This window comes from Rossellomorea sp. FS2 (assembly GCF_047915635.1).
Lineage (GTDB): Bacteria > Bacillota > Bacilli > Bacillales > Bacillaceae_B > Rossellomorea > Rossellomorea marisflavi_A.
Map to the genome: position 1 here is coordinate 450,892 of NZ_JBLRVS010000001.1, position 17,241 is coordinate 468,132.

Annotated in this window: 18 protein-coding genes and 1 pseudogene; 17 read left to right on the forward strand and 2 right to left on the reverse strand. The window is 48.2% G+C overall.

What is annotated here, in order from left to right; all coding sequences use genetic code 11:
- The first annotated feature begins 171 nt into the window (after window positions 1-171).
- From ACNA6I_RS02410 to ACNA6I_RS02425, 4 genes are all read left to right on the forward strand, one after another.
- Entirely contained in the window at window positions 172-1,476 is a 1,305-nt protein-coding gene (locus tag ACNA6I_RS02410) for an NfeD family protein (RefSeq protein ID WP_416312912.1), read from the forward strand.
- A 19-nt stretch (window positions 1,477-1,495) separates the two neighbouring features.
- The gene (gene floA, locus ACNA6I_RS02415) at window positions 1,496-2,491 is read left to right on the forward strand and encodes a flotillin-like protein FloA (protein WP_048006137.1); all 996 of its coding nucleotides are present in this window, start codon (window positions 1,496-1,498) and stop codon (window positions 2,489-2,491) included.
- Between the two features lie 26 nt (window positions 2,492-2,517).
- Window positions 2,518-2,943 carry a hypothetical protein gene (locus ACNA6I_RS02420; protein WP_416312913.1) on the forward strand — a complete coding sequence of 142 codons (426 nt, stop codon included), beginning with the start codon at window positions 2,518-2,520 and terminating at the stop codon, window positions 2,941-2,943.
- A gap of 253 nt (window positions 2,944-3,196) precedes the next feature.
- Window positions 3,197-4,096: a ferritin family protein gene (locus ACNA6I_RS02425; protein WP_416312914.1), complete on the forward strand. Its 900-nt coding sequence runs from the start codon at window positions 3,197-3,199 to the stop codon at window positions 4,094-4,096.
- A 118-nt stretch (window positions 4,097-4,214) separates the two neighbouring features.
- Here the strand turns inward: ACNA6I_RS02425 and ACNA6I_RS02430 are convergent.
- A pseudogene (locus ACNA6I_RS02430) lies at window positions 4,215-4,439 on the reverse strand (cupin domain-containing protein); the annotation flags it as partial.
- 458 nt (window positions 4,440-4,897) lie between these two features.
- Between ACNA6I_RS02430 and yqfC the strand changes: the two are divergent.
- The 10 genes from yqfC to recO all read left to right on the forward strand — a co-directional run bounded on the left by yqfC (window position 4,898) and on the right by recO (window position 13,041).
- Window positions 4,898-5,182 (forward strand): sporulation protein YqfC, encoded by a 285-nt coding sequence (yqfC, locus tag ACNA6I_RS02435; protein ID WP_048006135.1) that lies wholly within the window; start codon window positions 4,898-4,900, stop codon window positions 5,180-5,182.
- Between the two features lie 12 nt (window positions 5,183-5,194).
- Window positions 5,195-6,382: a sporulation protein YqfD gene (gene yqfD, locus ACNA6I_RS02440; RefSeq protein ID WP_063191708.1), complete on the forward strand. Its 1,188-nt coding sequence runs from the start codon at window positions 5,195-5,197 to the stop codon at window positions 6,380-6,382.
- 3 nt (window positions 6,383-6,385) lie between these two features.
- Window positions 6,386-7,351, forward strand: a complete 966-nt coding sequence (locus ACNA6I_RS02445) for a PhoH family protein (protein ID WP_048006133.1) — start codon at window positions 6,386-6,388, stop codon at window positions 7,349-7,351.
- Window positions 7,352-7,516: 165 nt separating this feature from the next.
- Window positions 7,517-9,664 carry an HD family phosphohydrolase gene (locus tag ACNA6I_RS02450; RefSeq protein ID WP_048006132.1) on the forward strand — a complete coding sequence of 716 codons (2,148 nt, stop codon included), beginning with the start codon at window positions 7,517-7,519 and terminating at the stop codon, window positions 9,662-9,664.
- A gap of 2 nt (window positions 9,665-9,666) precedes the next feature.
- On the forward strand, window positions 9,667-10,140 hold the full coding sequence (ybeY, locus tag ACNA6I_RS02455) for an rRNA maturation RNase YbeY (RefSeq protein WP_048016264.1): 474 nt from the start codon (window positions 9,667-9,669) through the stop codon (window positions 10,138-10,140).
- Entirely contained in the window at window positions 10,121-10,504 is a 384-nt protein-coding gene (locus ACNA6I_RS02460) for a diacylglycerol kinase family protein (protein WP_252264887.1), read from the forward strand. The genes ybeY and ACNA6I_RS02460 overlap by 20 nt, the downstream gene beginning before the upstream one ends.
- 194 nt (window positions 10,505-10,698) lie before the next feature.
- Window positions 10,699-11,097: a cytidine deaminase gene (locus ACNA6I_RS02465; RefSeq protein ID WP_048006129.1), complete on the forward strand. Its 399-nt coding sequence runs from the start codon at window positions 10,699-10,701 to the stop codon at window positions 11,095-11,097.
- Complete coding sequence (gene era, locus ACNA6I_RS02470; protein WP_048016263.1) at window positions 11,090-11,995, forward strand: GTPase Era; 906 nt, start codon at window positions 11,090-11,092, stop codon at window positions 11,993-11,995. Before ACNA6I_RS02465 ends, era begins: the two co-directional genes overlap by 8 nt.
- A 103-nt stretch (window positions 11,996-12,098) precedes the next feature.
- The gene (locus tag ACNA6I_RS02475; RefSeq protein WP_079516415.1) at window positions 12,099-12,242 is read left to right on the forward strand and encodes a YqzL family protein; all 144 of its coding nucleotides are present in this window, start codon (window positions 12,099-12,101) and stop codon (window positions 12,240-12,242) included.
- 46 nt (window positions 12,243-12,288) lie between these two features.
- Window positions 12,289-13,041, forward strand: a complete 753-nt coding sequence (gene recO / locus ACNA6I_RS02480; RefSeq protein WP_048006127.1) for a DNA repair protein RecO — start codon at window positions 12,289-12,291, stop codon at window positions 13,039-13,041.
- 106 nt (window positions 13,042-13,147) lie between these two features.
- Here the strand turns inward: recO and ACNA6I_RS02485 are convergent, their stop codons facing one another.
- Window positions 13,148-14,524, reverse strand: a complete 1,377-nt coding sequence (locus tag ACNA6I_RS02485; protein WP_148795501.1) for a glycine--tRNA ligase — start codon at window positions 14,522-14,524, stop codon at window positions 13,148-13,150.
- A gap of 466 nt (window positions 14,525-14,990) precedes the next feature.
- Here ACNA6I_RS02485 and ACNA6I_RS02490 point away from each other — a divergent pair, with 466 nt between their 5' ends.
- The 3 genes from ACNA6I_RS02490 (at window position 14,991) to ACNA6I_RS02500 (ending at window position 17,231) form a co-directional block, all read left to right on the forward strand.
- Window positions 14,991-15,617: a helix-turn-helix transcriptional regulator gene (locus ACNA6I_RS02490; RefSeq protein WP_048006125.1), complete on the forward strand. Its 627-nt coding sequence runs from the start codon at window positions 14,991-14,993 to the stop codon at window positions 15,615-15,617.
- 10 nt (window positions 15,618-15,627) lie between these two features.
- On the forward strand, window positions 15,628-16,440 hold the full coding sequence (locus tag ACNA6I_RS02495) for a pyruvate, water dikinase regulatory protein (protein ID WP_187427076.1): 813 nt from the start codon (window positions 15,628-15,630) through the stop codon (window positions 16,438-16,440).
- 356 nt (window positions 16,441-16,796) lie between these two features.
- Complete coding sequence (locus ACNA6I_RS02500) at window positions 16,797-17,231, forward strand: YaiI/YqxD family protein (protein WP_082139333.1); 435 nt, start codon at window positions 16,797-16,799, stop codon at window positions 17,229-17,231.
- Window positions 17,232-17,241: the final 10 nt, after the last annotated feature.

The window sequence follows — 17,241 nt, forward strand, 5'->3', positions numbered from 1 at the left end:
GCCCCGCGGATCCTCTCCTACAGATGTGTGCCCGTCACGCCGCCCTGATCACGTTCCACTCTTTCAACCAGAATCTTGCCGCCTGAGAAAAATTCAAAAAAGATGAAACCTGATCCCCAACTCAAACGTACATAAGTCAGGGAATAATTTTAATGAAACGAGGGGGTCTGTTTGAAAAAAGGATTATTGGTTTTGTTCCTGTTCCTTTTCGGGTATTCGCTGATCCAGCCATTGACAGGTGCCGCCGCCAAAGAGGCCTATGTGATCCCGGTCCACAAAGAAGTGGAACGCGGTCTGCATGCCTTCCTTGAACGGGCCGTCAAGGAAGCGGAAGATGCCGGAGCAGATGTGATCATTTTCGATCTCAACACCCCGGGTGGTCTTGTGGATGCCGCGGGTGATATCGGTCAGCTCATGGATGGAATCGATACAAAGACAGTCGCCTTCGTTAATCATAAGGCGTTGTCTGCTGGGGCGTTCCTGGCCCTTCACGCCGATGAAATCTATATGGTGCCGAATGGACAATTCGGTTCTGCAGCTGTCATCGACCAGGAAGGAAACGCAGCGGATAAAAAAGCTCAGAGCTATTGGCTGTCTTCCATGAAAAGTGCAGCTGAATCCAAGGATCGTGATCCGAAGTACGCCATGGCGATGGCTGACGATTCTATTTCCATCCCCGAAGTCGACCTTGAGAAGGGTGAGCTGTTGACCCTGGGGGCTAGTGACGCCGAAAAAGTCGGATATTCCGACGGTACGGTAAGCAATATGGATGAACTTCTTCAAAAGCTGGGCGCTGAAGAGGATTCTGTTGTGAATGTGGAAGCAACCTTCGCTGAAAAGCTTGCCCGCTTCTTGACGAATCCGGTCGTCGTTCCGATCCTCCTGTCACTTGCCAGCCTGGGGCTTATCGTAGAACTTTATTCTCCGGGGTTCGGGGTAGCAGGAACAGTCGGGATCAGCTCGCTCCTTTTATTCTTCTATGGTCATATGGTGGCGGGTCTTGCGGGGTATGAAACCCTCATCCTCTTCATCATAGGGATCGCGCTGTTGATAGCAGAGTTTTTCCTCCCGGGAGGAATTGCCGGCACGCTAGGGGCAGCAGCCGTCATCGGCAGCATTTTTATGGCAGGAGGCGATTTTGTGCAAATGGGTTACTCGATTCTAATAGCCATCGCTGTAGCGATCGCCGCCATCATTCTGTATGTAAAGGTGTTTGGTAAAAAGATGAGACTATTCAATAAGATGATTTTGCGAGATTCAACATCCACGGAAAGCGGTTACGTTTCAAATGCCAACAGATTGGAACTCATCGGACGCGAAGGCATCACCAAAACGCCACTCCGACCATCGGGCACCATCCTCATCGACGACGAGCGGATCGATGCCGTCACCGAGGGAAGCTTCATCAAAGCGAATGAAAAGATCAAGATTGTAAAAGTGGAAGGTTCCCGTATCGTCGTAAGGGAAATCACATAAATTATTGGAGGTTGTGTAAATGGTCATTGATACAAGTTCGATTCTCTTGATTGCCGCCATTGTGGTGGGGATCATCATTTTATCCATCCTATTCACGTTCGTCCCTGTGATGCTGTGGATTTCAGCACTTGCAGCAGGTGTCAGGATCAGCATCTTCACGCTGATCGGTATGAGACTGAGAAGGGTTATCCCGAGCAGGGTCATCAATCCGTTGATCAAAGCCCATAAAGCCGGTCTTCAGGTATCCATCAACCAGCTTGAAAGTCACTATCTTGCAGGGGGGAATGTCGACAGGGTCGTCAACGCCCTGATCGCTGCCCACCGTGCCAATATCGAATTGACATTCGAACGCGGAGCCGCCATCGACCTCGCAGGAAGGGACGTACTGGAAGCCGTTCAAATGAGTGTTAATCCGAAGGTTATCGAAACACCATTCATCGCCGGTGTAGCGATGGACGGAATTGAAGTGAAGGCGAAGGCACGTATTACCGTCCGTGCCAATATCGACCGACTCGTCGGTGGAGCCGGTGAGGAAACCATTGTTGCCCGTGTAGGGGAAGGGATCGTATCCACAATCGGTTCTTCCGACAATCATAAAAAGGTTCTGGAAAACCCTGATCTGATTTCACAGACGGTCCTTTCGAAAGGATTGGATGCAGGGACGGCTTTTGAAATCCTGTCCATTGATATCGCGGATGTGGATATCGGTAAAAACATCGGTGCCGAGCTTCAAACAGAGCAGGCTGAAGCGGATAAAAAGATTGCCCAGGCGAAAGCGGAAGAAAGAAGGGCAATGGCCGTTGCAAACGAACAAGAAATGAAAGCAAAAGTCGAAGAAATGAGAGCGAAAGTTGTGGAATCCGAGGCGGAAGTACCTCTTGCCATGGCGGAAGCTTTGCGTTCAGGCAACATGGGTGTCATGGATTATATGAATCTTAAGAACATCGATGCCGATACGGATATGAGAGATTCCATCGGAAAAATGACCGGGGACAAACACGATACGGATAAGTAAGTCCCTGAAGGAAAGGAGATGCCTTCATGGAAGGACTGATACTTGCGATTGTCATCGGTCTGATCTCCGCCCTTTTCGGCCGTAATAAAGAAAAGGGAAAGGATCAGACGAACAGACCCCGTACGCCGACCCCGGGCAGTAATCCTTCCCGGTCACCTGAAATCGAACAAACAAAAGCAAGAGTGGAAGAACAAGTGAAGAAGGGTGCCGCGAGCATCCAGACCCGTTTTGAAGAGAAGAAGGCAGCCGCTACCAATACGATTACCAATACCTTGAAAGAAGAGGAAAAGCGGTTATCGAAGCAAATGGAGAAAACCTTGGCCAAGGCAGAAACCATTCGGAAAAAGCGCATCGACCTCGATTTCCACAATCAAGATGACGTGGTGAAAGGGTTCATTTACTCCGAAGTTTTCGGAGCGCCAAGATCGAGAAGAAGGCATCAGCGAAAATAACCTGTGAACGATGCTGACTGAACAGGAAAATCACTTGATTACCTTCAAAGGCAGATAGATTAGCGTGTGGGTCACCTGATCCTCACGCAACATGAATATGGAATGGGTGGGGCACACGTTGTGCCTCACCTTTTTCTTTTGGAGAAAATAGATACTGACGCATCCACATGAATACCGACCCGATAATGGTTTCCGCACGTATCATTGCAAAAGGCATAGGATATGTTGACTGAGATTCAGAAGGAGGACAATCATGCATTGGCATCATCTATTTTCCCATCATCGGCACTATGAGCGATCCATCCGGGATACTCAACTGATCCATGATATCCAGACGGCGATACATGCAGAATATAGTGCTCTGACGTGTTATGAAAAGTTGGCAAAACTGGCACCTGTGAAAGAAGAAAGGGATAAAATACTCGAGATACAAAAAGATGAAAAGCGTCATTTTCAGGAATTCACCAGGATATACACCAACCTGACCGGAAGGCAGCCAACGTTTATGATCAGTGGGGAATGCCCTGATGAATATCGATCTGCGCTTGAATATTCATTCGTAGATGAACAAGAAGGTGTTGATTTTTACTTGGATATCGCAGATAAAGCGGAGGATGCTGTGATTAAAGATCGATTTCGGCGAGCAGCAGCGGATGAACAAAACCACGCTGTATGGTTCCTGTATCTTATCCAACAATTGAAGATGCCCGACAGGCAACTTGAACAATATGGTGCACAGGGGGCGTTGGCTGACTCTACTCTGACACTTCCCAAAATGCTGACTTATGCCCTTCAAGACGAATACCTTGCACAAGCCAGGTATGATCAGATCGTAAAGGTCTTTGGGCCGATCCGTCCGTTCATACAGATAAAAGAAGCCGAAAAGAATCATATTCATGCACTGCTCCCTCTTTTTGAACGGTATCAAATCCCGATTCCGGCAGATACCTCACAATCACTCGTATCCACTCCAGCAAGTATAAAGGCCGCCTATGCTGCCGGAGTTGAAGGGGAAATAGACAATATTTCCATGTACGAACGGTTCTTATCACAGGATCTCCCTTCCGATGCGAAGGCTGTTTTTTCTCAGTTGCGAAGGGCCTCGATGAATCATTTGGCGGCATTTGAAAAAGGACTTGAAAAAATGGAATAGTTTTCTTGTGGATTCCTTGGTTCGAAGACACAGTAAGGGAGTGCGATTATATGAATAATCGCACTCCCTTTTCTTGATGGAGGAGAACAGGGGGATTGCATGGGGCATCACAATACCTCTACATGTTTTTGCTTTGCTGAAGAAGTTTGGATGCGCCGCTACGTTCCCATTCTTCCACTGTTTTATATGCTTCTTCAGGGGGATACCCCTTTCCTACAAGAACCCCCATTAAAATGAATTCCTGGAGGATGTGAGTAGCGTTAATACCCCTTTTAACGTCCTCGAGCCCTTCTTTTACCAAAAAGTCTGTATGTGTGATCCATTCATCTGGAGTCCTGCCAAAATAAATGGCGTTTTTCTCGTTGTTTTCATACCTGTCTACTGTAGTCAGAGGACCGGGTTGATGGTGATAGGTGTGGGCCGGCCCATAGTTGTTTAGGTGGAGAGGAGAATCACCTGACCACAAGGTCACAGGGTGGTAGGTGGATCTTTCAACCGGAAGGCTCCCATAGTAATAATTCATCCCGTCTCCCACCTGGTTGCCCAGATAGACATTCACGGGTTGGTACCTATATGGATCGTAGTACATTTTTCTCAATCCCTTCTAAGTTATCGAATTATCCTATGCTCTTCATTGGGTGAATGTACTTCTTATCAAATGCTCGAAATGGGATAGCCATCTTGACTGCATTGGAGGTGAAGAGGGTTACAAGCTTTAAGGAAACCCAGTTTTTATAGAAGGGCTATACATATATCTCCCGATCAACTCATACGTATGAGATGAAAGGGGGTTCTTTTTTTATGGCGAAAAACTGGTTCCAGGAAATGCGCAAATGGATGACAGAGAAGATGGACCTGCCGGAAGATGTCATGATGGACCTACCCCGCATCACAATGATTGGACAAATCCATATTTATATAGAAAACCACAGGGGGCTGCTGACTTTTGCGGATGATGAAGTGAGATTGCTCCTGAAACAAGGACAGCTGTTAATCAAGGGGGAGCAATTTGTGATCAAAATCATCCTCCCTGAGGAGATCCTCTTGCAGGGAAAAGTCGTCGAAGTAATCTATTTAGATGAGTAGGGGGAACGGACTTTGAAGAATCAATGGGTCACCTTTATCAATGGCAAGGTCATGGTTAAGATCGAGGGTAGGGTGATGGAACCTGCACTGAACGCCTTATTGAAGGCAGGGATCCCGGTATGGGATGTAAAACGGAAGGCAACGGGAGCCATCACATTCCAGATCGCATTCAGTGACGTACATAAGCTGAGGCATGCTGTGCGCCCGTTCGACTGCAGGGTCTCCTTCTTGAAAGGAGAGGGGGGGCCGTTCCTTTTGAAGCGGATATGGAAGAATTCCGGTTTTCTCGCCGGAGCCCTCGCTTTCTTCGCCATCATCTTCGTCCTCTCCAATATGATCTGGGGGATCGAGATCAAGGGGGCATCCCCGGAAGTCGAGCATCAGATGAGGAAAGAATTGAAGTCATTGGGGCTCTCCACGGGTAAAACGCAGTTCACGGTCCCGGATGTGGAAACCATCCAGCGGGAATTATCTTATCGCATGGATAATATCACCTGGGTCGGCGTGGACCTTAAGGGGACAACCTTTCACTTCCAGGTAGTTGAGAAGAATGCGCCCGAACCGGGGGAAGTCACAGGGGCACAGCATCTTGTGGCAGGTAAGAAAGCGGTCATTGTCCGCATGTTCGTAGAAGAGGGTGATCCGAAAGTGGCGGTCTCCGACTATGTGGAAAAGGGGCAGCTGCTTGTATCCGGGTTGATCGGTACAGAGGATAAACCAAAGGGCGTACCCGCCAAAGGCGAGGTCTTCGGGGAAACCTGGTATAAGACGAGCGTCGACCTTCCTCTCCAATCAACGTTTTCCGTCTTTACAGGAAATGAAAAGAGGCGTTTCCACGTCGGGATATCCGGATGGAAACTTCCTGTATGGGGCTTCGGGGATCCTGAGTACAAGGAATCCGTGAAAGAAGAGAACACGAAGCGGCTGCGCTTTTTGAAATGGGAAACACCCATCGCCATAACCGACACTTCCATAAAAGAGAAAGAAGTGGTGGACCGCAAGTATACAAAAAAGGAAGCTCTTGCAGAAGCGAGGAAGCTTGCACGGAACAACCTTCTATCCCAACTTCCGGACGATGCGGAAATAAAGGGAGAAAAAATTTTGCATGAGAAGTTCGAGAATGGTAAAGTTAGGGTAACCATTCACTTTAAGGTAGTAGAAAACATTGCAGTAGGACAACCACTCATTCAAGGAGACTAGCGAATGTCAGACGAAATCTTAATGAAATTGCAGCTTGAGAACCCGAATGAAGCCGTGGCGCTCTTTGGGGTATCGGATTCACATTTAAAATTGTTGGAAACGGAACTCAGCGTTTCAATCGTCACCCGGGGAGAGGAGCTTCTCGTATCCGGTAAGGACGAAGAGGTGCGCCTGACCGTCGAAATCGCCGATCAGCTTGTGGCCGTTATCCGAAAAGGCATCAACATCAGTTCAAGGGATGTCCTGTATGCCATTGAAATGGGGAAACAAGGGACGCTTGAGTATTTTGCCGACCTTTATCAAGAAGAGATCACAAAGAATGCCAAGGGGAAATCAATCAGGGTCAAGACCCTTGGCCAACGACAATATATTCAGGCCATCAGGAAGAAAGATCTTGTCTTCGGCATCGGCCCAGCAGGTACTGGGAAGACGTATCTCGCCGTAGTCATGGCCGTTCACGCCATGAAAAATGGTCAGGTGAAGAAGATCATCCTGACGAGGCCAGCAGTGGAAGCCGGAGAAAGTCTCGGTTTCCTGCCGGGTGACCTGAAGGAGAAGGTCGATCCCTACCTGCGGCCGCTCTATGATGCCCTTCACGATGTGTTGGGAGCAGAGCATACTGCCCGCCTCATCGAGAGAGGCACCATCGAGATCGCGCCCCTTGCCTATATGAGGGGAAGGACCCTGGATGATGCCTTTGTCATCCTTGACGAGGCCCAGAATACGACCAAGGCACAGATGAAGATGTTCCTGACCCGATTGGGATTTGATTCCAAGATGATCATCACGGGTGACCGTTCCCAGGTAGACCTTCCGCGTGGAAGTGAATCGGGGTTGATATCATCGGAAAAGATCCTTAAAGACGTCAAAGGGGTGGAATTCATCTATCTCGAGCAGGCCGATGTGGTCCGTCACCCTCTCGTGGCGAAAATCATCGATGCGTATGAAAAAAACGAACAACAAGGATAATACCAGGATTGATCTCGCGCGTCATGTCGCCATGCGCGGCGAGGATCAATCTTTTTTGTACCCTTTTATACATAGATAAATAAGTAAAAAACTGCTATCATTTTACATATGTATTTCCTGGACCGGCCTTATGTTGCCGGAAACCGCTACAACAGGGGGGTCACTATGCGCACGCACCCATTATTGAACAAGATAAGAAGCATACTAAGCTACCGATTATTCACGAACCTGCTATTCATCCTCCTCGGGCTCATCGTCTTCGGAGTCCTATATGGGAATGTAAAACCGAAAACCCTCGATATCCATCTATATGAAGAAGCACAGACGACCATCCGGGCACCGAAGAAATTCGTTGATGCCGAAGCGACGGAGAAAAAGAAAGAAGAGGCGGAAAGGGAAGTCGGAAAGGTATATACCCCGAAAGAAGGGGCCATCGACAATTCCAATGCCCTCGTCCACTCCATGATCGAGAGCGTGAAGGAAGTGAAGAAACAGTCCGAGGAAAAGGACCGGGATAATCTGAAACCTCCTTCCAAAAAAGAACTGACCGAACAGCTCAATCAGCTGAAAGAGAAGCTGCCGAAGGAAAACGATGCAGCGGATACGCTGAAGGATGATCGCTTGTTGACCATGCTCGAAGCATCGGGGGAAGACCTTGACCGTGTTGAAACGGTGGTGTCCACCCAGATGCAGGTGATCATGGAGGACCACGTCAAGGAAGAGGATCTGAAGGAAGCACGTCTTGAACTCGAACAGCGGATATCCAAGTTTTCGTTCAATGGCAATCTTCTTCAGGTGGCCATCGATCTTGGGAATCTGGCCCTCGAGCCGACGGAATATTATGATAAAGAAAAGACGGAAGAACTGAAGAAACAGGCAGTTGCCAATGTCCGCTCCGTTGAAATCATTGAAGGCGGTGTCATCGTGGAAGACGGAGAACTCGTGACGCCGAAAAAATACGAAATCCTGAAGGCACTCGGAATGGTCGATAACAGCTTCTCGGTAAAACCGTTCCTCGGTCTCGCGATCTTTGTGATCGTCATCATCGGATCATTGTATTATTTCTTTTATACCCTTCAGATCACGGAAGAAAGAAAGCAGAATTACCTGCTGCTTACAAGCATCATTTTCGTCATTTCCCTTTTGATCATGAAGATTGTCGGTCTCCTTGAGCAGCTTCAATTCAATGATATTGCCTACATACTCCCGGCAGCGTTCAGCGGGATGATCCTCAGGATCCTGTTGAATGAGAGGATCGCCATGATGATGGTCTTCATCCTGTCTGCCTGCTCGAGCGTGATCTTCCACCATCCGTTCACGGGTGCGATCGACTTTGAAATTGCCATCTATACCCTGTTCAGCGGGGTTGCAGGCGTGCTTTTCCTTGTGAGTAAGAATCAGCGGTCCAATATCCTCCGTGCCGGTCTTTTTGTCGCGTTGGTGAACGTCCTGGTCCTTGCATTCCTGATCCTGCTGAGCGGTACGTCCTATACAAACACAGAGTATCTGTATTACTTCATTTTTGCGTTGATTTCAGGAGTAGGCTCATCCATTTTTACAATCGGATTCCTTCCCTTTTTCGAAGCAGGGTTCGGCATCCTGTCTTCCATGCGCCTCATGGAGCTCTCAAGGCCGACTCAGCCGCTCCTGAAGAAGCTTTTGACCGAGGCTCCGGGGACGTATCATCACAGCGTCATGGTGGCAAATCTCGCCGAATCCGCATGTGAAGCCATCGGAGCCAACGGCCTTCTTGCCCGCGTCGGATGTTATTATCACGATGTGGGGAAATCAAAACGTCCCCAGTTCTTCATCGAAAACCAGATGAACCGAAAAAATCCCCATGACCGGGTATCGCCTGAAACGAGCCGGGATGTTATCATTAGTCATACGACGGACGGTGCAGACATGCTGAGGAAGCACAAGCTTCCTAAAGAGATCATCGATATCGCCGAGCAGCACCATGGGACCACGCTTTTGAAATTCTTTTATTATAAGGCGAAGGAACAGGGGAAAGCTGTGAAGGAAGAAGAGTATCGCTATCCCGGTCCCAAGCCGCAAACCATCGAGGCGGCCATCATCTCGATCTCGGATAGCGTGGAGGCAGCCGTACGCTCTAAGTCGTCTCCCACACAGGAGGAAATCAAGAACCTGATCCACTCCATCGTCCAGGACAGACTTCAGGACGGACAGTTCAATGAGTGCGACATCACACTCAAACAGCTGGAGCAGGTGAAAAGGGCCCTGTGCGAGACTTTGAACGGGATATTCCATCCAAGGATTGAATATCCGGAAGAACAAGCAAAAGGAGAATGAACATGATCTTGCATATTGACATGATAGATGAAACGGAAGAGATAGAGGAGAAGGATTCTGAGCTCGTCCACTCCATCCTTGACTTTGCCGCAGGCAAGGAAGGGATCGAAGAGGGAAGTGAAGTGTCCGTCACCTTCGTCACCAATGACCGGATCAGGGAAATCAACCGGGAGTATCGTGAGAAGGATCAGCCGACGGACGTCATTTCTTTCGCTCTTGAAGAGCTTGGTGAAGACGAGGTGGAAATCATCGGGGAAGGGATGCCGCGCGTACTGGGGGACATCGTGATCTCCATCGAACGAACGCGTGAACAGGCCGAAGAATACGGCCATTCCTTCGAAAGGGAGCTTGGATTCCTAGCCCTTCATGGCTTCCTCCATTTGCTTGGCTACGACCACATGGAGAAAGAAGACGAAGAGAGGATGTTCCAGAGACAAAGGGATATCCTGGACGCATATGGACTCCAAAGGGGCTAACGGCGGCTTCAAGAAGCTGTTGAGGTCATTCGGCTATGCATGGGAAGGGGTGATGAGCGCATGGAAATCCGAGCAGAACTTCAGGATCCATACATGCGTGGGGATCATCGTTCTCATCATGGCCACCCTGCTCCACGTGTCGAAAATGGAATGGATGATCATCCTCATCCTGATCTTCCTGATGCATTCCCTTGAAATGGTGAATACGGCCATCGAGAAGACGGTTGACCTTTCGACCGGGGACTATCACCCCCTTGCCAAGCTGGCAAAGGATCTTGGTTCCGGCGCCGTGCTGCTATTTGCCATCTGCTCAGCGATTATCGGGCTGATCATTTTCGTCCCGAAAATACTGGCTATTCTCTAAATCCATGTCCCCATTTCGGGGACATTTGATTTTCCTGACTGAAAGCGTTTTAATGGAGGAAGGGAATGAGGAGCAGTGATGGAAAGTTATTAGAATAATCTAACTATTTATTAACAATTTGATAACATCCCATGTCATTTTAGAAAAAGTGTAGTAAAATGAAGGGGTAAGGGAAAAAGGAGAGAATCAAACGAATGAATGTTCAACAAATGATAACAGAAGCAAAGGCAGCAAGAGAACTAGCATACGTCCCTTATAGTCGGTTTCAGGTAGGAGCAGCCCTCCTCACCAAGGACGGGAAGGTATATCGTGGATGCAACATCGAGAACGCGGCATACAGCATGTGTAATTGCGCTGAGCGCACAGCCTTATTCAAGGCGTACTCAGAAGGAGATAAGGATTTCTCCATGCTTGCCGTCGTAGCGGATACGAAGAGACCGGTCCCTCCATGCGGAGCGTGCCGTCAGGTCATATCGGAGCTTTGTCCGAAAGACATGAGGGTCGTCCTCACCAATCTGAACGGAGATGTTCAGGAACTGACAGTTGCAGAGTTGTTGCCGGGAGCTTTTTCACCGGAGGATTTACATGAGTAATCAGTACAAATCAGGTTTTATTTCCATCATCGGAAGACCGAACGTCGGAAAATCGACATTCTTGAACCGAGTAATCGGCCAGAAAATTGCCATTATGAGCGACAAGCCGCAAACGACCCGTAATAAAGTACAGGGAGTCTATACGACCGATGAAGCACAGATGATCTTCATCGATACACCGGGAATCCATAAACCGAAGCACAAGCTTGGGGATTTCATGGTCAAGATCGCACAGAATACCCTGAAGGAAGTCGATGTGATCCTCTTCATGATCAATGTCGAAGAAGGCCTCGGCAAGGGTGATCACTATATCATCGAGAAGCTCAAAGGCGTCAAGACGCCCGTCTTCCTCATTTTGAATAAGATCGATCAGGTTCATCCAGATGAGCTTTTGCCGATCATCCAGAAATATAACGAACTGTATCCATTTGCGGCCACCGTGCCGATTTCAGCCCTTGAAGGGAATAACGTCGACCAGCTTCTTGGATTGTTGAAGGACCGCCTGCCGGAAGGGCCGCAATTCTACCCTGCCGACCAGATCACGGATCATCCGGAGCGCTTCATCGTGTCAGAACTCATCAGGGAAAAGGTGCTGCATCTGACCCGTGAAGAGATCCCTCACAGCATTGCGGTCGTCATCGATAAAATGGAGAGGAAAGACTCCAATAACCTCATCGATGTCCTCGCCACGATCATTGTGGAACGTGATTCACAGAAGGGGATCGTCATCGGTAAACGTGGAGCCATGCTGAAGGAAGTCGGCAAGCGAGCCAGGATCGATATCGAGAATCTTCTGGGATCGAAGGTTTATCTGGAGCTTTGGGTGAAGGTCCAGAAAGATTGGCGTAACCGTGCTTCGAACCTGAAAGACTATGGCTTCAATGATGACGAATATTGATCTTGGGATTAACAATATTTAGAACACATCAAATCTGCTTGAAATGCTCACTCTAATCACATGAAAGGTCTTACTAGCTTAAATCCAGAAAGGTGGGTTTTATATGTTAGACTTAACCTGGAAGTTCTTTTCACAAACAGGAAGTATCGACACGTATCTGCTCTTTAAAGAACTCGAAAAAGATTCAAGTGATGAAATAACAGGATTTGATGAGGAAAATTCAGAAGCGGATTTTCCTATAACTTAAACGAGTTTGTCATCACCCGGACAAATGGACGTCGGGAGGTGGCCTTATGCTACAGAAATGTGAAGGAATCGTCATCAGGACGAATGACTATGGCGAGACGAATAAGATCGTTACCGTCTTCTCTAGGGAATTCGGTAAGGTGGGACTGATGGCTCGCGGTGCTAAGAAGCCCAACAGCCGTCTTTCCGCCATATCACAGTTATTTACATACGGCTATTTCATGTATATCAAAGGAAGCGGCCTCGGTACCCTTCAGCAGGGGGAAATGGTGGAGTCACTTCGCCATATCCGTGAAGACTTGTTCAAGACGTCCTACGCCACCTACATGGTGGAGCTGCTGGATAAGGCAACGGAGGACCGGAAGCCGAATCCCTTCCTGTTCGAGCTTCTCCACCAATCCTTGCATTATCTTGATGAGGAAGTGGATCCCGAGATCCTTGTCCATATCTTTGAAATGAAGATGCTGCCGGTTCTTGGACTGTATCCGAACCTCGATGGATGCTCTGTGTGCGGCGAGAAGGAAGGGACCTTCTCATTTTCATTTCGGGAAAATGGCTTCATCTGCCACCGGTGCGCCCATAAGGATCCCCATGCCCTTCCTTTGAAGCAGGGGACGGTCAAATTATTGAGGGTCTTCTATTACTTTGATATCAACCGGTTGGGAAATGTATCGGTGAAGGATGAAACAAAGGCCGAATTGAAAAAGGTCATCCGGACCTACTATGATGAATATTCCGGACTGCACTTGAAATCGAGGAGATTCCTGGATCAGATGGACAACCTGAAGGATTTATTCTAGTGTGATGTGAATAGAGTGAGAAGGACCGCCCCTTTCGCAGGGAGCGGTCCTTTTGGTGTCATGAAATGAAAGACCTCCACGCTCAGGCGTGGAGGTCTTTTACTGTTTAGAAGTTGATTTTACCATCCAGGAAGCTTTTCACTTCACTGATCGGCATGCGAACCTGCTCCATCGTATCACGATCGCGGACCGTCACTTGTCCGTCTTCAGCAGAATCAAAGTCATACGTAATGCAGAACGGGGTACCGATCTCATCTTGACGACGATAGCGTTTACCGATGGAAGCCGTCTCATCGAAGTCAATCATAAGGTCTTTGGAAAGCTCTTCATACACTTTGAACGCATCGTCCGAAAGCTTCTTCGAAAGCGGAAGTACGGCTGCCTTGTATGGTGCAAGTGCAGGATGGAAGCGGAGCACCGTACGGGAGTCGTTTTCAAGCTCCTCTTCTTCAAATGCATCACATAGGAAGGCGAGCGTCACCCGATCTGCCCCGAGGGAAGGCTCGATGCAATAAGGTACATATTTTTCATTGGTTTGCGGGTCCATGTAATGGAAGTCTTCATTCGAATGTTCCATGTGGCGCTTCAAATCGAAATCTGTACGGTCAGCGACACCCCATAGTTCGCCCCATCCGAACGGGAATTTGTACTCAATGTCGGTAGTGGCATTACTGTAGTGGGACAGTTCGTCTTCGTCGTGGTCACGCAGGCGCATATTGTCTTCGTTTAGACCAAGGTTCAGTAACCAGTTCTTACAGAATTCGCGCCAGTAAGAGAACCACTCAAGGTCTTCACCGGGCTTACAGAAGAATTCAAGCTCCATCTGTTCGAATTCGCGTGTTCTGAACGTGAAGTTACCCGGCGTGATTTCATTTCGGAAGCTTTTTCCGATCTGCGCAATCCCGAAAGGCATTTTTTTACGCATGGAGCGCTGCACGTTCTTGAAGTTCACAAAGATTCCCTGAGCCGTTTCCGGACGAAGGAAGATTTCGTTCGTGGAGGATTCCGTGACGCCTTGGTGCGTTTTGAACATCAAGTTGAACTGGCGGATTTCTGTGAAATCCTGCGCGCCACAATCCGGGCAGACGATTTCATGTTCCTTCATGATCTCTTCCATTTTCTCGAACGGGAGGCCGTCGACGATCATTTCCATCCCTTTGGCTTCCAGGGCATTCTCGATCAGTTTATCAGCGCGATGACGGGTTTTGCATTTTTTACAATCGATCATCGGGTCATTGAAGTTTCCGACGTGGCCGGAAGCTTCCCATGTTTTGGGGTTCATCAGGATGCTGGCATCTAGGCCGACATTATAAGGGGATTCCTGGACGAATTTCTTCCACCATGCTTTCTTGATGTTGTTTTTGAGTTCCACGCCAAGGGGACCGTAATCCCACGTATTGGCAAGGCCACCGTAAATTTCAGATCCTGGGAACACAAATCCACGGTGTTTTGCAAGATTCACAACTTGTTCCATTGACATAATCTGTCACTCCTTTTTAGATAAGGGGGCCGGCCAATAAAAAAAGCTCGTCTCCAGGCACTGTAGGCCTAGGGACGAGCTTTGGCTCGCGGTTCCACCCTAGTTGATATGCACATGGCATATCCACTTTCGATTGTATGAGCTCGGGATCGCCGTTTCTCCGCTATTCCGGGCTTTCACCATCCCCGGTCGCTTTAAGCTGCGGTTACTTATCTATCCGTCATTGCTTACGTATGAATGTGTTAGCTATTTTATCATGGGATTTTCTTCTTGACAACCATTGTTCGTTCAAAGTGAAAAAGAGTTGATGTTTCTTGGGAAACAGGATACTCTTTTACAGGTCTAATATTCCGATATAGTTTACACATAAAGGGAAAAGATAATACTCTTTTCATTTTGATTCATTAGTATATAATATTTAGTATACAGTATAACATTTTGAAAAAGGGTCGTTAGGTGGTGAAGAAAAATGGAACTGAATAAACGTCAAGAAACGATTTTGCAAATCGTAAAAGATAATGGACCCATCACGGGAGAACAGATCGCCGACCGACTCAACTTGACCCGTGCCACCCTGAGACCGGATCTGGCCATTCTGACCATGGCGGGTTACCTTGATGCACGGCCCCGGGTGGGGTATTTCTATACCGGTAAGACGGGAACCCAGCTGCTGACCGAAAACCTCAAGAAAATCTACGTGAAGGATTACCAATCCATTCCCGTAGTGGTCAATGAAAATGTTTCGGTCTATGATGCCATCGTGACGATGTTCCTCGAAGATGTGGGGACGCTGTTCGTGGTTGATGCGAATTCCTATCTGGTCGGGGTCCTTTCCCGGAAGGATCTTCTAAGGGCGAGCATCGGAAAGCAGGAATTGAGTACGCTTCCGGTGAATATCATCATGACGAGGATGCCGAACATCACGACATGCGAGAAGGATGATCCGTTGATCGGTGTCGCGAAGGATTTGATCCATAAACAGATCGACTCCGTCCCTGTTGTCCGGAAAACGGATAATGGAGATCTGGAAGTGACGGGACGGATTACAAAGACGAATGTAACGAAGGCGTTCGTTGCACTGGCAGATGAATATTAACAGGTGGTGAATGATCGTGAAAGAACCGATTATCTATGTGGTATCAGATTCCGTAGGGGAAACGGCCGAACTAGTGACCAAGGCCGCCATCAGCCAGTTCGATGGTTCTAAGAATACGGTCATTAAACGCTTCCCGTATATTGAAGAGCTGGAAAATATCGATGAAGTGATCTCCCTGGCCAAAATGACGAAAGGGCTGATCGTCTACACCCTTGTAAAACCTGAGATGCGCGCCTACATCAAGGCGAAGGCGAAGGTGGAAGACCTCCATGCGTTCGATATCATCGGACCCCTCATGGATACATATCAATCCTCTTATCAGAAGGAGCCGCTTTTTGAACCGGGTACGGTCAGGAAGCTCGACGACGACTACTTCAAAAAGGTCGAGGCCATCGAATTCGCAGTGAAGTATGATGATGGAAGGGATCCGAGGGGCCTTCTCAGGGCGGATATTGTTTTGGTCGGCGTATCGAGGACATCCAAGACACCATTGTCACAATACCTTGCACTCAAGCGTTACAAGGTGGCGAATGTCCCTCTTGTTCCTGAAGTCGATCCACCCGAGGAGCTTTTCAAGGTTCCGCCGGAAAAATGCTTCGGCTTGAAGATCAGTCCGGACAAACTGAATACGATCCGCAGGGAACGGTTGAAATCCCTCGGTCTGAACGACCAGGCAAGCTATGCAAACATCAAGAGGATCGAAGAAGAGCTTACATACTTCGAGGCCATCACGGGGCGCATCGGTTGTCATGTCATCGATGTGACGAATAAAGCCGTGGAAGAGACGGCCAATGTCATCACGAATATCTATCAGAAATCCTGAGTATTGTTTACCCGGACCATCATGATCATGGAGGTCCGGGTTTTCTGTGGATGGAGAGTTCCCGCACGAAGGCCTTGAAGTATGGCAGCATGAACATGGGATCGTGGAAAGAATGAGTTTTATGGGTGGTCAAATTGCCGGGGATATACTATAATAAAAAATTGTGATAAAAATATTTAAAATAGGTTTAGACTAAACTCTTAAGGAATAAACTAATTATTGTGATATGTCAAGTCCTGAAGAGGGTTTTTTTCGACAAATTCTTCCTTGCTCCCAAGGAAAGTTATCCGGGAGAGAAGGATTACATGGAGTGATGTAGAATAGTTAGGTATGACCCATATCATCCCTGTGTATACGTGGATGCTGATGCTTGTCCTGTCAAGGAGGAAATCAGCCTGATCTCAAGAAGGTACGGTTTCAGGGTTGTATTCGTCGCTTCCCATGCCCACAGGAAAAGTGAGCCTGAAGCAGGTGAATGGATCTATGTTGATAGTTCCAAGGAATCAGCCGACCTGTACATCATGAATCACGTCCGTCCTTCCGACGTGCTCGTCACCCAGGACATCGGGCTCGCCAGTCTAGTCCTGCCGAAGCACGTTTATGCCTTGTCCCCCAGGGGAAAAGCATACAAGGAAGAAACGATTGCCACTGCCCTCGATTACAGGTATCTTGCCGCTAAGGAACGCAGAAAAGGGAAGTATGGAAAAGGTCCCAAGGCATTCACCCAATCAGATCGGGAAACTTTTTCCGCAAACTTCGAGAATTTATTGTCGCAAATTGCAGGAGATTGATAAAATTTAT

Coding starts and splice junctions, on each gene's coding strand:
- floA (WP_048006137.1), top strand. CDS start 1,496: ATGGTCATTGATACAAGTTCGATTCTCTTGATTGCCGCCATTGTGGTG.
- ACNA6I_RS02420 (WP_416312913.1), top strand. CDS start 2,518: ATGGAAGGACTGATACTTGCGATTGTCATCGGTCTGATCTCCGCCCTT.
- ACNA6I_RS02425 (WP_416312914.1), top strand. CDS start 3,197: ATGCATTGGCATCATCTATTTTCCCATCATCGGCACTATGAGCGATCC.
- yqfC (WP_048006135.1), top strand. CDS start 4,898: ATGGCGAAAAACTGGTTCCAGGAAATGCGCAAATGGATGACAGAGAAG.
- ACNA6I_RS02445 (WP_048006133.1), top strand. CDS start 6,386: ATGTCAGACGAAATCTTAATGAAATTGCAGCTTGAGAACCCGAATGAA.
- ACNA6I_RS02450 (WP_048006132.1), top strand. CDS start 7,517: ATGCGCACGCACCCATTATTGAACAAGATAAGAAGCATACTAAGCTAC.
- ybeY (WP_048016264.1), top strand. CDS start 9,667: ATGATCTTGCATATTGACATGATAGATGAAACGGAAGAGATAGAGGAG.
- ACNA6I_RS02460 (WP_252264887.1), top strand. CDS start 10,121: ATGGACTCCAAAGGGGCTAACGGCGGCTTCAAGAAGCTGTTGAGGTCA.
- ACNA6I_RS02465 (WP_048006129.1), top strand. CDS start 10,699: ATGAATGTTCAACAAATGATAACAGAAGCAAAGGCAGCAAGAGAACTA.
- era (WP_048016263.1), top strand. CDS start 11,090: ATGAGTAATCAGTACAAATCAGGTTTTATTTCCATCATCGGAAGACCG.
- ACNA6I_RS02475 (WP_079516415.1), top strand. CDS start 12,099: ATGTTAGACTTAACCTGGAAGTTCTTTTCACAAACAGGAAGTATCGAC.
- recO (WP_048006127.1), top strand. CDS start 12,289: ATGCTACAGAAATGTGAAGGAATCGTCATCAGGACGAATGACTATGGC.
- ACNA6I_RS02490 (WP_048006125.1), top strand. CDS start 14,991: ATGGAACTGAATAAACGTCAAGAAACGATTTTGCAAATCGTAAAAGAT.
- ACNA6I_RS02495 (WP_187427076.1), top strand. CDS start 15,628: ATGATCGTGAAAGAACCGATTATCTATGTGGTATCAGATTCCGTAGGG.